This window comes from Lacticaseibacillus camelliae DSM 22697 = JCM 13995 (genome assembly GCF_001311195.1).
GTDB lineage: Bacteria > Bacillota > Bacilli > Lactobacillales > Lactobacillaceae > Lacticaseibacillus > Lacticaseibacillus camelliae.
In genome coordinates, this window is the sequence record NZ_BBAJ01000061.1 from 1 (window position 1) to 13,602 (window position 13,602).

General features: G+C 57.9%; 14 protein-coding genes and 3 pseudogenes. 3 read left to right on the top strand and 14 right to left on the bottom strand.

Going from position 1 to position 13,602, the window contains the following annotated elements:
* Positions 1-64 precede the first annotated feature (64 nt).
* On the top strand, positions 65-211 hold the full coding sequence (locus JCM13995_RS14615) for a hypothetical protein (protein WP_156314436.1): 147 nt from the start codon (positions 65-67) through the stop codon (positions 209-211).
* A 50-nt stretch (positions 212-261) separates the two neighbouring features.
* On the opposite strand, the gene JCM13995_RS10150 is transcribed toward JCM13995_RS14615, so the two are convergent.
* From JCM13995_RS10150 to JCM13995_RS10160, 4 genes are all read right to left on the bottom strand, one after another.
* On the bottom strand, positions 262-690 hold the full coding sequence (locus JCM13995_RS10150) for a hypothetical protein (protein WP_054665250.1): 429 nt from the start codon (positions 688-690) through the stop codon (positions 262-264).
* Between the two features lie 10 nt (positions 691-700).
* On the bottom strand, positions 701-880 hold the full coding sequence (locus tag JCM13995_RS14620) for a hypothetical protein (RefSeq protein ID WP_162230946.1): 180 nt from the start codon (positions 878-880) through the stop codon (positions 701-703).
* Positions 838-1,641, bottom strand: a complete 804-nt coding sequence (locus tag JCM13995_RS10155) for a hypothetical protein (protein WP_054665253.1) — start codon at positions 1,639-1,641, stop codon at positions 838-840. The genes JCM13995_RS14620 and JCM13995_RS10155 overlap by 43 nt, the downstream gene beginning before the upstream one ends.
* Positions 1,642-1,813: 172 nt before the next feature.
* Complete coding sequence (locus JCM13995_RS10160) at positions 1,814-2,464, bottom strand: endo alpha-1,4 polygalactosaminidase (protein WP_082397815.1); 651 nt, start codon at positions 2,462-2,464, stop codon at positions 1,814-1,816.
* 815 nt (positions 2,465-3,279) lie between these two features.
* Here JCM13995_RS10160 and JCM13995_RS10165 point away from each other — a divergent pair.
* Positions 3,280-3,537 (top strand): hypothetical protein, encoded by a 258-nt coding sequence (locus JCM13995_RS10165; protein ID WP_054665259.1) that lies wholly within the window; start codon positions 3,280-3,282, stop codon positions 3,535-3,537.
* A 64-nt stretch (positions 3,538-3,601) separates the two neighbouring features.
* On the opposite strand, the gene JCM13995_RS10170 is transcribed toward JCM13995_RS10165, so the two are convergent.
* The 7 genes and pseudogenes from JCM13995_RS10170 to JCM13995_RS10195 form a co-directional block, all read right to left on the bottom strand.
* On the bottom strand, positions 3,602-5,062 hold the full coding sequence (locus JCM13995_RS10170) for a 6-phospho-beta-glucosidase (RefSeq protein WP_054665263.1): 1,461 nt from the start codon (positions 5,060-5,062) through the stop codon (positions 3,602-3,604).
* Between the two features lie 129 nt (positions 5,063-5,191).
* A complete protein-coding gene (locus tag JCM13995_RS17150) occupies positions 5,192-5,656 on the bottom strand; it encodes an ATP-binding cassette domain-containing protein (protein ID WP_439645215.1) in 465 nt (154 codons plus the stop codon).
* A 122-nt stretch (positions 5,657-5,778) separates the two neighbouring features.
* Positions 5,779-7,092: pseudogene (locus JCM13995_RS17155) on the bottom strand (ATP-binding cassette domain-containing protein); the annotation flags it as partial.
* A pseudogene (locus JCM13995_RS10180) lies at positions 7,064-8,916 on the bottom strand (ABC transporter ATP-binding protein). The pseudogenes JCM13995_RS17155 and JCM13995_RS10180, both read right to left, overlap by 29 nt.
* 58 nt (positions 8,917-8,974) lie before the next feature.
* Positions 8,975-9,867: pseudogene (locus JCM13995_RS10185) on the bottom strand (sensor histidine kinase).
* Positions 9,816-10,121 carry a hypothetical protein gene (locus JCM13995_RS10190; protein WP_054665266.1) on the bottom strand — a complete coding sequence of 102 codons (306 nt, stop codon included), beginning with the start codon at positions 10,119-10,121 and terminating at the stop codon, positions 9,816-9,818. Before JCM13995_RS10190 ends, JCM13995_RS10185 begins: the two are co-directional and overlap by 52 nt.
* The gene (locus JCM13995_RS10195; protein WP_054665269.1) at positions 10,111-10,809 is read right to left on the bottom strand and encodes a LytR/AlgR family response regulator transcription factor; all 699 of its coding nucleotides are present in this window, start codon (positions 10,807-10,809) and stop codon (positions 10,111-10,113) included. Before JCM13995_RS10195 ends, JCM13995_RS10190 begins: the two co-directional genes overlap by 11 nt.
* A 476-nt stretch (positions 10,810-11,285) precedes the next feature.
* Here JCM13995_RS10195 and JCM13995_RS10200 point away from each other — a divergent pair, with 476 nt between their 5' ends.
* Complete coding sequence (locus JCM13995_RS10200) at positions 11,286-11,783, top strand: hypothetical protein (protein ID WP_054665272.1); 498 nt, start codon at positions 11,286-11,288, stop codon at positions 11,781-11,783.
* Positions 11,784-11,897: 114 nt separating this feature from the next.
* Here the strand turns inward: JCM13995_RS10200 and JCM13995_RS10205 are convergent, their stop codons facing one another.
* The 3 genes from JCM13995_RS10205 to JCM13995_RS10210 form a co-directional block, all read right to left on the bottom strand.
* Positions 11,898-12,332 carry a hypothetical protein gene (locus JCM13995_RS10205; protein WP_054665274.1) on the bottom strand — a complete coding sequence of 145 codons (435 nt, stop codon included), beginning with the start codon at positions 12,330-12,332 and terminating at the stop codon, positions 11,898-11,900.
* 139 nt (positions 12,333-12,471) lie between these two features.
* A complete protein-coding gene (locus JCM13995_RS14630) occupies positions 12,472-12,651 on the bottom strand; it encodes a hypothetical protein (RefSeq protein ID WP_056989290.1) in 180 nt (59 codons plus the stop codon).
* 129 nt (positions 12,652-12,780) lie between these two features.
* On the bottom strand, positions 12,781-12,969 hold the full coding sequence (locus JCM13995_RS10210) for a hypothetical protein (protein WP_054665276.1): 189 nt from the start codon (positions 12,967-12,969) through the stop codon (positions 12,781-12,783).
* Positions 12,970-13,602: the final 633 nt, after the last annotated feature.

Consider the following 13,602-nt stretch of genomic DNA (forward strand, 5'->3'; position numbering starts at 1 on the left):
CTTGGTGGTCGCCCAGGTCAAGCTGGGCCTGACCTAGGGCGGTCCAAATCTGCCAGGTGCTGCGGTGGTCCTTGGCCAACTCGCTAGCACGCTGGACCAGCTGCTGCAGGTACCGGCGCTGCCGTCTTCATCCAACAAACCGGCGTCCAGCAGCGTCTGGTACGCGCTGATGATGCGGCAGGCGTTGTCAGCCGTCGGGCCCTCTGCGTAACTGAGCTCGGCCTCCTGCAGCCGGTCGACCAGCCGCTTGCGCTGATTCAGCTAGGTCGTGGCCGCGTAGTGAACCGTATCCACGTCGCCGCTGTTCATCGCGGTTTGCAAAATGGCACCGGCACCGTCAACGGCCTGGCGATGCAGCTGCACGACCACATTGGTGTGGCCGCCGGCGCGGGGGACGCCCAAGGCCGGCTTGAGCTCCTCGGCCGTCAGGTCTTCCTTGGCGGTTTGCCGCATCGCGGAATAATTCACGACCGGCTCAAACCGCTCGGCGAGGTGTGCCGCCGTCAGCGCGGTCGCGTCGACCGGCCGGTAACTGGCGCGCCACCAGATCGCCAGCGCCAGACCAATCCCCGGCAGCACCATCGCGATCACGGTGCACAAGGTGTCGAGCAGCGGCCACGCGGATCGCCACACCGCCTTGAACACCAGCAGGCAAAACGCGAGGTAACTCAGATAGACAATCGCCAACATTTGCCTCGCCTCACTTTCCGGTGTTCGCGCTTTGGCTCACGATTTGAGCGCCAGGCCGCGGGTACCCCGCCTGACGGATCATTTCCGCTTCCATCCGTTCACCTAAAATTTTCAGGAACCAGCTGAACAGGGTCATTTGCTGCGCGGTCAAGTCGCCCAGCGCCACGTCCAAGCCGATAATGTAAGCCAACTGCTGATCCACGTGCACGGCCCCGACCACGATCGCGCCGTGGGGCCATCGGCTTCTGTGCGGATGGTGGGTGCCTTGCTCAGCGTGGCGCGCTGCACGATTGGCTCCGCCAACGTCAACGACTGGCCGGCGTCACCGCTGCCCGCAATGCGCGTCAAGGCGCCGTTCTGAGGCTCGTACACGGCGACATTTTCGGCGGCTAGGAACTGCTGCAACAGCTTCACCATCGCGCCTGGCACCAGTTGCGGCGGGGCCTGGTCGAGCACTTTAAACAACTCGAACAGCTCGGTCGTTTGGTTGTCGGTTGCCAGCAGTTTGGCCTTGAGCGCCTCCTTGCTGGTGTTTACTGCCGTCAGGGTCTCGTTAAGCTCTTCGTTATTCTGCTCCAGCGTCTCGTTTTGAAACACCTGATCGTCGTAGCGCTCGCTGCGCGCCGAGCTGATCCCACCGATCACGGCGACCACCAGCAGCAGCCCGCTCCAGTAGAGCAGCGTGTTAAAGTGCCACAGTTCAAGCAGCACGTCCTGCTGGCGCACCACACCGGTCAGGTACAGACTGCCGAAAAAGGTCGCCGCCCAGGTGTACATGCCGATCCCCATGCCGTAGTAGCTGGCAAAGCCGGCAACATAGGCGAACCCGATCAGCGGCAAAAACGCCTCTGGCACCCAGTCAGTTTCAGCTAATAGGTAGCCGAGCAGCACCAACCCGATGAGCGGTTCGATCAGCCGCAGCCCCCAAGCTCTGTTGTTGCGTCTTGTCATTGCGTTGCTCCTTTCAAAAACCCCTAACATCACCTTCAACCCCGTCGCTAAAGGTGGTCGTACACGTCGTTTGCGTTGACCGTGGTGGTCATCCCCGCCGTTTCGGCCGCCCGCTGGCTGGCCGCATCCGGGCACACTGCGAGTAGCTGCACCGGTCTTCGCCGCAGCTCGCTTAACCAGCGCTGACTCCAACTGTCATTGGCCACCGTCTCCGCATTGAAATCCTCCACAGCACCATTGACACCACGCCTTCTGTGGCCGCCGTGTAGGTCTCGAACCCGCGATTCTGCCACCACTTCAGGTCCGGGTACGCCGCATGCATGCGCGTCAGCCAATCGGTCAAGGCCTGGCGCTGGGCGGTCTGAACGCGCGGCGCTTCGGTCAGGTAATCATCGATGTCACCGACCGTGTCGAGAAAAACGCCGGTGTACCCTGAAGCCGCGATCCGGGCCACCTTAGCAGAAAGGGCGGCCTGCACCTCTGAGCGGCGCAGGTCGAGCATATAAGTGTCCCATTTGGGAATCGGTACTTGCTTGCCATTGACTTGCAGGGCGGACTCGGCAGGCAAGTCATACGCCGGCTCCTGCTCCATCACGTTGACGTACCCAAACGTCTGCGTCCCGCGGTCTTCGAGCGCCTGCACCTGCGCGGCCTGCCACCCGTTGGGTTCAATGATCGCCAGCGCGCGGTCGCTTAACTGGTCAACGACCGCGTCACTGGCCGCCCCGTAATAAATCGTGAATGTCTGTTCCGGCATTCGCTCGCCTCCCGTCAGGCCGCACAGCGCAAGGAGTAGTGTCCCAACCAGCAACCATTTCGCCATGGCGTCCCTCCCTTTCGTAATTCCAACGTATCATGGTGATACTTGAGCAGGCTAATCAAACGGTCGTTATTTATGCTTTTGATTAATATTCGCTTATGCAGTTCTTTTTAAAAAAAAGGGCCCCGCACGTGGCGAGTCCCTCTGGCTGATGTGATTCACTGGGCTAACGGTACGGCGTTGTTTCGCTGAAACGCGCCTCGAAAGCGAAAACACGACGTCCCCTTTTTTTCACTTTCTGGATTCCATTAGCGTCACCGGCCCTGTCCGTTTCGAGTCAAAAGGGCTTCACCGCCTTTCGAGACCATGATATAATTAAGACAGCAAAAAGGGACGCCCTGCAAGACGTCCCGCGCAGAATTATTTTGAACGATGGCATTCTGAATGCAAACGTTACCCCGCATCTTCCTGCTCAGGGTTCAGCGGCGTATTTGTTTGCTATTTTTTTTCGGCCGCGGCCGAATTCTTTCATCAATAATCGCCATGTGATAAGCAACATCGTGATCACGAAGATCAATGATGTCAACTCGCTGATGAAAGTAATGATCCACGTCATGACGTCGATCAAAAGCAAACTCGTACCCCCTTTCTACCGGAAATCAAGGTTATGAGATTAAGCTCATAAGCCTCACCTTCTTTCGAATGCGAGATACCACCGCTCTAAACGCTTCTGCTCCAGACATTATACCGGGCAGCAGTGCCCACTGCCTACCCGTTCGGCCGCTTCCTCATCGAAATATCTGGAAAGCATCATTGCCGCGCCAGAATCGCTTTTGACCGCTAAAGACACCTGCTATAATCGGCGGCGCCACGCCTGCGTGGCAAAAAAAATGGCCGGCTTCATGCTGGCCTGCTTTGGGGGAATTGCATTGCTTAGGGACTTGATCTTGGAAATCGCCTTTCTGGTCACACTGATCTTCATCTACATTATCCTGTTGATTCTCACGGGCTACGCGCTGATTGCTTTTCTGATCACCGGTGACTGGCACACTTTTCTCGGCCGCAGCCTTATTGTTTGGGGAATTTCACTGGTCATTGACACCTTCCGCAAGGCTGCACTGCCCGACGACCTTTGACGACGCCACCACGCAAAAATGCCCTACTCACCACGCGTGTGAGCAGGGCATTGCTGTAGCCATTTTACTGCGGCTTGACGTCGCTGAGATTCTCGCCATTGGTTTGGATGACATGCTGGTACCAGTAGAAGGAATCCTTGCGGCTGCGGGCCAGCGTGCCTTCGCCTGCGTCATTTTTGTCGACGTAGATGAAGCCGTACCGCTTGTCCATCTGGCCGGTGCCGGCGGACACCAGGTCGATGCAGCCCCATGGCATGTAGCCGAGCAGGTCGACCCCGTCCTCGTTGACGGCCTTTTCCATTTCGGCGATGTGGGCACGCAGGTAGTCGATGCGGTACGGGTCGTGAATGCGGCCGTCCGCTTCGACCTTGTCGACCGCACCCAGGCCGTTTTCAACGATCATCAGCGGCTTTTCGTAGCGCTCGTACAGCCAGTTCAGGCTCCAGCGCAGGCCCTGCGGATCGATGGTCCAGCCCCATTCTGTCGTCTTCAGGTGGGGATTCGGCACGATTTCCTTGTCGCCGACAAAATCGTAAGCCGGGTTGTCCGCCTGGTGCGCCACGGTGCTGGACGAATAGTAGGAAAAACCGACGTAATCGACCGTGCCGGCCGCCAGCGCCGCGCGGTCCGCGTCCGTGATGTCCGGCCGGTAGCCGGTGCGCTTGAAGTAGGCCTCCATGAAGGCCGGGTAGTGGCCGCGCACATGCACGTCGCTCCACCAGGTGCGCTTTTGCATCGCCTTTTCCGCCATGAACAGGTCCTCAGGCTTGCTGGAAGCCGGGAACATCGGCGTGAAGTTGATCATGCAGCCGATCTGGTTGGTCGGGTCGATCTCGTGGCCGGCCTTGACGGCGAGCGCCGACGCCACCAGCTCGTAATGGGACGCCTGGTACATCGCACTGGCGCGGTCCTCATCCGTACTGCCCTTGGGGAACAGCAGGCCGGAGTTGGTTGCCATCGTGAACTCGCGGTTGTAGTCGCACTGGTTGTCGATTTCGTTGAACGTCATCCAGTACTTGACCACGCCCTTGTAGCGCTTGAAGCAGGTGGTCGCGAACCGCACGAAAAAGTCGATCAGCCGGCGGTCGCGCCAGCCGCCGTATTCGTTGACCAGGTGCAGCGGCATTTCAAAATGACTCAGCGTGATGACGGGCTCGATACCGTACTTGTGGCACTCGGCGAACACGTCGTCGTAGAACTTCAGGCCGGCCTCGTTCGGCTCGGTCTCGTCGCCGTTGGGAAAAATCCGCGTCCAGGCGATTGACGTGCGAAACGCCTTGAAGCCCATTTCCGCAAACAGCTTAATGTCTTCCTTGTAGTGGTGATAAAAATCGATGGCCTCGTGGTTCGGGTAGTTCAGCCCCGGCTGCACGCCGGCCGGGGTGATCTGGCGCTCCACGCCGTTGGCCCCGGCGGTCATCACATCGGCGATTGAGACGCCCTTGCCGCCTTCCTGCCAGCCGCCTTCGAGCTGGTGCGCCGCGACCGCACCGCCCCACAGAAATCCATCAGGTAATTTTGCCATGAGTTAATTCCTCCCTTTTTACCTGATTAGCGTAACCCACTAAGGAAAAATGGTAAACCGCTTTCGCAAATAAGTCGCAACACCAAAAAGGCCGCTTTCACCCGATAGGTAAAAGCGGTCCGCTGTGCCTTATTTCACCACCGGCGCGGCACTTTGCAGCCCCTGCTGGCGCTCTTCCTTGATCTTGTCGTCCGTGTAGTACTGAGCCTGCGCGTTGAACAGCTGGCGGTACAGCCCGTCCTGCTTCATGAGCGACTCATGATTGCCGTCCTGCACAATCTGGCCCTGATCAAACACCACGATGCGCTGCGAAAAGCGCGTTGAGCTCATGCGGTGCGAAATGTAGATGGCGGTTTTGTCGCCCACCAGCGCATCAAAGCGCTGATAGATCTCGTACTCGGAAATGGGATCCAAGGCGGCGGTCGGTTCATCCAGGATCATGATCGGCGCGTCTTTGTACCAGGCGGCGCGCGCGATGGCGATTTTCTGGGCTTCCCCGCCGGAAATGTCGATGCCATCATCGAACAGACTCTTGGTGATCGGCGTGGCCAGACCCTTCGGCATGGCCTTGACCCGGTCCGTGATGTCTGCCACGGCCAGCGCCTGCCAGACGCGGGCCTCGTCCACCTGCGTCGAGGCGGCGACGTTCTCCCCAATCGAGTAGCAAACAGCCGGAAGTCCTGGAACACGACGCCGAGCAGACTCTGATATTCGGCCAGGTCATATTTTTGAATGTCGATGTCGTTGAGCGTGATCTCACCTTCGGTCGGCGTGAACAGCCGGCACAGCAGCTTGACCAGCGTCGTTTTGCCCGAGCCGTTCTTGCCGACGATCGCGAGGCGCTCGCCGATGTGCAGCGTCAAATTAATGTGGCGCAGCGCCCACTCGTCGCTGTCCGGATACTTGAACGAGACGTCGTGAAACGCGATGGCAAAATCGTTGTCCGTGCGTTTTTCCACCGGCAACGTACCGCCGGTGTGCGAGGTTGGCATTTTTAAAAGCGTCACATAGTACTGCAGGTAATTGACCTCGTTCACCGCGTAGCCGAGCTCGCCGATGAAGCCGTCAAAGGCCAGCATGAACTGCTGCAGGTAACCCACCGCGATCAGCACTGTGCCGATGGCCAGGCCGCCGGCGTAGGCCTGAAGCCCCACCAGGACGAACAGGCCCCCGACCGCCAGCTGGATCACCCCACTGGGCACCGCCGTCGCGCCGAACATCCCCATCATGCCGTGCCAAGTCGCCTGATTGCCCGCATCCAAGGCCTTCTCCTCGGCGCGGGACATCATGCCGTCCGCATCGTAAAGCCGGGTCAGCTCGCCATTTTTAAAATTCTCGGCAAAATCGTTGTAGTACTGCCACGAGACGTTGTGGGCAACGATTTTCTGGATCATTTCCCGCTGCTTCACACTCCCACGCCGCATGCCCCAAACACTGAGCAGCAGCGGCAGCGCCAGCACGGCCAAAATCACAACGAGGTACCAGGGCGAATTAAACAGCCAGGCAAATTTGCTTTCGGTGACGTGTCCGCGCAGCAGCGTGACCAGGATGCCAATGGCGAACCCGGCGGCGATCAGCATGTTAAAGGCATGGTAAAACCCGCTTTGCACCAGCGCACCCAGATCACCGGAAAAACTGGCGCCGCGGCGGGCCGTGTCGTAGGCGGCGCGCAGGTCTTTGGATTCGAAGTCCTGATAATCCAGCCGCACCAGCTTCTCGGCCGTCAGCGCCTCCAGCCGCTGGCCCAGCAGTTGGTGATGATCGGCCTGGAGCTTCTCCACCACCCGCTGCAGTACCGTCAGCCCAAGCCGCACCGCCAAAAAGGCGAGGAGCAGCGCTACGATTTGGGCAGGGCGTGCGCGGTGCTGCAGCATGATCAGCAGCACCCCCAGAAACCCCGTGTTCAGATACGGCAGGATCCCAATCAGCAGTACATAGCAGAACTGCACCGGCAGCATCCCCGCGTCGACTTGGTGGATCAGCCACACGATTCCGCGCAACTTAGTCCAAAACGACTTGTCCTGATCCATCCTGCTTCACCTCCTTTTGGTAGTACTTGCTCTGGATCGCGTACATCTCGGCGTAAAGGCCGTGCGCGCTCAGCAGTTCCTCATGCGTGCCCTGCTCGACGATCCGCCCGTCTGCCAGAAAAATGATCTGGTCGCAGAACCGGGTCGATGCCAGGCGGTGCGAGATAAACAGCGAGGTCTTGCCGGCCGTCAGCGTCGCGTACATCTGATAAACCGCACTTTCGGCAATGGCATCAAGCGCCGCCGTGGGTTCGTCCAGGATCAGCACCGGCGCGTCTTTGTACAGGCTCGCGCCAGCATCAGTTTTTGCGCCTGCCCGCCGGACAGGTCCGCCCCGTCATCGTGCAGGTTCCGCGTCAACTGCGTGTGCACGCCTTGCTTCAGGCCAGCGACGGTTTGCGTCAAATCAGCCTGCTTCAGTGCGGCTTGGACCCGCTGCGCATCAGGTTCCGCCGTCATCGCCACGTTCTGCGCAACGTCCGCGGCAATCAGCGTCGATTCCTGGAACACCGGCGCAAACAACGCGTACCGCGTTTGCGGTGGCAGCTGGGCCGCATCGACCCCGTTGATCCGGATCGTACCGCTGGTCGGGTCAAGCAGGCCCATCATCAACTTGCTCAGGGTGCTTTTGCCGGCGCCATTGACACCCACTAACGCCAGGCGCTCACCACCGGCCAGCGTGAAGCTGACGTCCCGCAGTGTCGGTTTTTCCGCCTCCGGGTAAAGGTAGCTCACATGCTCGAATTGAATGGTCACCGGCCGCTTGGCCAGCTGGCTTGCATCTGCAGCCGCCAGCGGTTGGGTGGGCGCCGGGGTCTGGTGATCTGTGAACGCCCGCAGTTCCTGCAGGTCCAAGCTGGCTTTTTGCAACTGATGCCAGTCCATCAACAGACTGTTGGTCAAGGTGACGAACTGGTTGGTCACGCCAAAGAGCAGCGTGAATTGGGCGATGGAAAGCGTCTGGGCCGCCGCGGCCAGCACCAGCATGGTGTAAGCCGCGCCATCACGGACGAACCCGGCCACGTCCCCGATCAGCTCCGCCACCGCTGTCCGCGTTGAATCGGCGCGCTGCCAGTGCATCCGGACCTGAAGCAAGGCCTCATAGTGGCTTTGGTACCAGTCGCCAACATGGTAAAGCCGCATATCTTTGCCGTTTTCCAACGCGTAGGCGGTGCGGCTCAAGTAGCTGGTCTGCCGCCGCTGGGTGGCCCAGTTGGCCTTGTTGGTCTCGTACCACTGCCGGTAGCTTTGCAGCCCCCAGTAGCCGATGACGGCGGCCACCAGAACCAGGACAAACAGCCAAGGCGTGAACGCGGATAACGTAATCGTGAAGATCAGCAAGGTCACGCCGTCCGCCAAAAGCGCTTTAATGCTTCGAAAAATGGCTTCAGCACCGGCCAGCGTCCAGGACAAGGCGTTGCTAAACGACTGGTGAAACTGCTCCTGAACGTGCGGCGTCTGCAGCTGCTGGTAGGGCATCTGGTAGGTCAGCTGGTGCAGCGCCACGGCCAGTTTGGCGCGCAAGTTCGATCCCCACGCGTCCGCGTAAAACTTGAGAAAGGTGCTCGCCGCCCCTGCGGCCGCCAGCGCCACCGCCATACCCAGCGCGACTTCGACAAAGTAGCTGAAGTGTGCCCGACTGGCGAGCAGCCCCACCAGCCAAGCCGGCGCGATCACGCCGATCACCCCAGTCAGTGCCGTGACCACGACGGTCCCGAGAATATCCCATTTGAGACCGGGAAAATAACGCTGCACCTGCCTAAAGTACCAGCGCAGGTTGTTGACCAGTGAATACTGCGGCTTTTTTTCTCGCCATGACGCCATCTCCATTCTTACTGCCTTCACTGTACAAAAAAAGTGGCCGTCGCGGGTCACTTTTTCGTTAATGGTCTGAATTCTCGCGCGAATGGTCATGGCTGAGCGGGAGCGCGATCTCGGTCACGAACACCTCATCTTCGTACTGGCGGTTGATCATCCGCCGTACTTGGCCACCAGCTTGTTGATGCGGCGAATGCCCAGGCCACGCTTGTCATTCTTGGTCGAGGCGTAGTGGATGTCGATCTGCTGGTCGGCGGGCCGCGTGTTGGTAATTGAAATGTACAGCTGCTGCTTCAAGATCGCGATGTAAACCCGCAGCCGCCGCTTCTCCCCCGCGGGCTGGGCTTCGATGGCCTCCAGCGCATTGTCCATCAGGTTGCCGACGATGACGACCAGGTCAAGGTCCTGGATCAACGGCGTCGCGCCGACGAACGCCTTGACGTTGGTCGGAATATTTTCCCGCTCCGCCAACGTTAGCTTCCCATTCAAAATTGCGTCGAGCATCGGGTTGCCAGAGTGCACCAAGGTGTCGACGGTATCAAGCTTATCTTCCAGATCGTCCAGGTAGGCCCGAGCCGCCGCGGTGTCTTGGCTGTCGAGATGGGCCTTCAGCGCCTGCAAGTGGTCGTGGTAATCGTGGCGCCACCCGCGCATGCCCTCGTACAAGCCTTGCACCTCGCCGCTGTACTGGGCCATCATCTGGTCCAGGCCCTTGGCAAACACCGCGTCCTGCTGCGCGAAAAACTGCCGGACCAATAGGCTGAAACCAGCGGCCGCCAGCAGCGTTGCGGCGGCTACCACCACCTGCACCCAGCCGGTCGTGAGGACCAAAGCCCCGCCGCCGCACAGCACAAACCCCAGCGCGATCAGCCGCAGCCCCCAATGGTTCTGGGTCCGCCACAAACCTATGATGCAGCCAAAATCACGCCAAAGGCAAGACTGGCCGCGCCGACCCACATGGTCCCGGCCGCAGCCAAACAGAACAGCCCGGCCAACACCAGCGCGTTTTCTTTTTCACCCTTGCGCCACTGAAACGCCGCACTGACTGCCGCAAACAGAATGCCGGCGAGCCAAGCCAGGTGCCCCCAAGCAACGGCAAAGGCCCCGGCGGCTAAGCCGAGCCCGGTGATGCTTTCCCGCTTCGCCGACCCGCCCAGGATCAGTCCCAAGCTGCCGCCGGCCAGCGCGGCGATTAGCCCCTCAGTTATCATCAGCCAGCCTCCGATAGTGAGCGAAAAAGGCTTCGCGCGTGCGCTTGCGTTCCTGGCGGGCAATTGGGTAGTGGGTGCCGTCCGCCATTTCCACCTCGCCAGTCGTGACGCGACGCACGAAGTTCAGATTCACCAGGATCGACCGGTAGATGCGAATGAAGTCTTCCTGTTCAAGGCTCAAGTAGTCTTTCAACTGCCCGGCGGCCACCAGCGTTTGGTCTTGCAAGTGAAACGCCAGCGCGTGATCAGCCACTTCGATCGCGGTCAGCTCGTATAACGGAATGCGCTGCGCTCCTGCCGCCGTGGTCACCAGCAGCTGCTTGGCCGGCTTTTGGGCGCGGACTTTTGCAATAATGGTGGCCACTTTGGCGGCAGTCAGCGGCTTCATGATGTAGGCCAGCGCGTTAACATCATAGCCTTCAAACACGTATTCATCGTAGTTGGACACGAATACCAGCGGCACCGTTGGATCCACCTTGCGCACGGCTTTGGCTAACGTCATGCCATCGGCGCCGGGCAGCTTAATGTCCAAAACCAGCACATCTGCGGCCACTTGGGCAAATTCAAACGCCTCTGCGGACGCAAACGGCAGCACGTGAATGGGATCGGCAGCAGTCGAGGCAGCTTCAAACAGCTGCTCTGTGCGTGCTCTGGTTTGTTCGTCATCTTCAATTAACGCCACCTGCATGAAACCGTCTCCCCCTTAATTGGTACTGATTATAGCATAGGGTAGCGAACCAGAATTGCAGTACAGCATTCCCAGATGCGCCGGAATCCTCGTCAGCCACACTATTGCGCTAGATTCTTGCCCAAAACAGGTGACAGGTAAATCCGGGCCAGAATATAATGAAAACACAAAAACAGGCCTCACGAATGAGGCCTGCGCAGAGCCGTTGTTAACGGCCGGTGTTATATGAACAACGTTAGACCGTCAGACTTACCCAAAAGTCTACTGACGGTCTTTTTGTCGCCACACGATTCGATTAGCTGGACTATTGGCCGATGGTCACGCAGAAAATTGTTGCAACTAGATTGTTAAGCGCGTATATTATGGCCAAGATCCTCATGATACTATCATTGTAATTTAAGAACCGTGCTAATTAGTGTTTTTCACTCTTAGGGTGAGTGAGACCCAGTGTCTCACCGAGAGATGGAGATGATCAAATGACTGAGTCACAACGTTATCAGCGGCTCGCGCGCCTGCTGAAACACGGCGCATGGCTCTACGCCGTTTCGTATCTGATGGTGATGGGACTATTCCTCAAGTTTCATCTGTATACATTGCCTTACTCGACGAAAGCATCCTACCTCGAGAAACATAAGGTCGCTAAGTATGGCCTAACGCGGTTGCACGGCAACTTGGCGAGCATCAATGCCTGGTGGCTAGTCCTTTTTCTCGCAGCTGGATTCATCCTTGGCCTGCTGATTTTCTACGCCGGTCGCCAGATTCATCAGCCGGGCTTCCCCGGAATCATTCTGGCCGTCGGGGCATTGATGCCACTGCTGCCGCCGTACAGCGAAAACGTCCTGGCGCGAATTATGATTGCCACCGGCTTTATCCTGTTTGGGGCAGGGCTGCAGTGGTTTATCAACAAAACCCTGATCACCGGACCTTCGCCCTATAAGAGCAGTAAACCGTTCTTCCCTGAGCATCAGATGTAAAACAAAAACCGTGCAGCGCCCGATTTGAAGGCCTGCACGGTTTTTCGTTAGCTCAAAACCCCAATCACGCAAGCAGGACTGCGCGACCAGTGCAGCCGACTCACGACAGAACACTCACGACGCGTCAAGCGGGTGAACTGCGACCAAGCGCGACTGCAAGGTAATCCGCCACACGTGCTCAAAAAACCAGGCAATCAGTGCGACCTGCCACCCTGCGTTGAAAAGTGTGTCGGCCAGCCCGTTAGCCCAGAAATTTGCCCGACCAAACACGCGGTACTGAGTTACTGACAGGACGGTATAAACAATGATCGCCGCAACCATCCCGAACCACCAGCTCCAGTGGTGCACCCGCTTTTTAACGTTCGGCAGCGCTGCGTCCGAAACCCGCTCGCTGAGATTGCCTACCCGGCTTGCGCGAAGAAACCAAACCAGCGAAAGTGCGTAAAGGCCCAGCCACAAAATAAAGTCGGTGTCCGCATGCAGCAGCCGAAGCGGAATCACAAACAGCGAAACACAAAAAACAATCAAAATACCCAGGGGGAAAAGCATCGCAGGCCACCCTAACACACTGTCTGCGTGTGTCACCGCGTCGCCTTGCAGCACAGGCAGGCCGAAAATAAACCGATATCCCCATTTTTTTCACCGGGCATCCTCCTTCAAAATCAATCGCGGCACCTGATGCGCCGCTTTATTCCCTTCGCCGTGCCAGCGCGCCAGTCGCGATCACCAGAATCGTCGCGCCTTGGATCAAAAATAACGCGATGCCTTGATCGCCCACGATCATCGTCCAAATGGCCAAAAAGATAAGCAGCGCATCGATCACAATTAAGGTCCGAACAAGCCAAGAGTGGGTGCTAAGAGTTTTCATCGCTATCGACCTTTCACGGTGATTTGACACCGTTGCCTGACTGAAACCGCATCCAATATATTGCTACAATTAGAATACCCCGTTAACAATCCTTTGACAATCCGCCCCTATCATATGTAGGCGTGCGCCCTAGCGCTTCTTTTTAAACCTATTCCTGACCGCGATCAGCAGGAACGTCAGAACTGTAACACCGACTGCATTCAGCAGCCCGATCCAAATGCCGTACCGCGAACCAAACCAGAGCCAACTGGGAACCACGACCAACCCAGTGATCAGGCCGAGCTGAATCAGCCGGCGTTTGAGCTTCAGCATGCGCATTTCAACGCCTCCTTCACCTAGCAGCGTACGTGACTGATGACATCACCATACCCTCTTTGCCAGGTTTGAGAAGCAAAACGACTTGGCGCCGAATCTTGAGACGCACACTGGCTCATGTGACTGTCGTGATGTGTCTCCTTGAGCAGTGAGATTGGCACCGCTAATCTTGTGGCAGAAAACTTATGCGGATTCTGGTGATCCGCCGCCGCTCAAACCAACCAAGCCTTACAACTGCGATCTTGTAGCGCCACTTTGATGGCAGTGGCAAATCGGACCGTTCATTGCCAGCTAAAATATTCCAACACTATTTTTCCAATTTAAAGGTTTCCGTATTCGTTTTAAAACCCACATTGTCAACAGACTGTCCATGACGCCCACCTAACGTCTGAACAGAAGTAAACGTGCCATAGCAACTCCTCAGCGGAAAAAGCGTTGGACCAACAAATAGGGCCACTATCACTGCACAAAGCAATCCGACAATAGTGAGAAAGCGGGTGCTGGCATAATGGTCTGCGTTCATCACGCACCACATGGGTAGTGACCTCCGAATATAATATTTAAATCAAGCAGAGAAAGGCTCCCAGTCTGACCTAGCAAACTTAATCGTCGTCTCGCGCCAAAGCCCTACGCCTA

Coding starts and splice junctions, on each gene's coding strand:
- JCM13995_RS10150 (WP_054665250.1), bottom strand. CDS start 690: ATGTTGGCGATTGTCTATCTGAGTTACCTCGCGTTTTGCCTGCTGGTG.
- JCM13995_RS10155 (WP_054665253.1), bottom strand. CDS start 1,641: ATGACAAGACGCAACAACAGAGCTTGGGGGCTGCGGCTGATCGAACCG.
- JCM13995_RS10160 (WP_082397815.1), bottom strand. CDS start 2,464: ATGGCGAAATGGTTGCTGGTTGGGACACTACTCCTTGCGCTGTGCGGC.
- JCM13995_RS10170 (WP_054665263.1), bottom strand. CDS start 5,062: ATGGCAAAATTACCTGATGGATTTCTGTGGGGCGGTGCGGTCGCGGCG.
- JCM13995_RS10190 (WP_054665266.1), bottom strand. CDS start 10,121: ATGATAACTGAGGGGCTAATCGCCGCGCTGGCCGGCGGCAGCTTGGGA.
- JCM13995_RS10195 (WP_054665269.1), bottom strand. CDS start 10,809: ATGCAGGTGGCGTTAATTGAAGATGACGAACAAACCAGAGCACGCACA.
- JCM13995_RS10200 (WP_054665272.1), top strand. CDS start 11,286: ATGACTGAGTCACAACGTTATCAGCGGCTCGCGCGCCTGCTGAAACAC.
- JCM13995_RS10205 (WP_054665274.1), bottom strand. CDS start 12,332: ATGCTTTTCCCCCTGGGTATTTTGATTGTTTTTTGTGTTTCGCTGTTT.
- JCM13995_RS14630 (WP_056989290.1), bottom strand. CDS start 12,651: ATGAAAACTCTTAGCACCCACTCTTGGCTTGTTCGGACCTTAATTGTG.
- JCM13995_RS10210 (WP_054665276.1), bottom strand. CDS start 12,969: ATGCGCATGCTGAAGCTCAAACGCCGGCTGATTCAGCTCGGCCTGATC.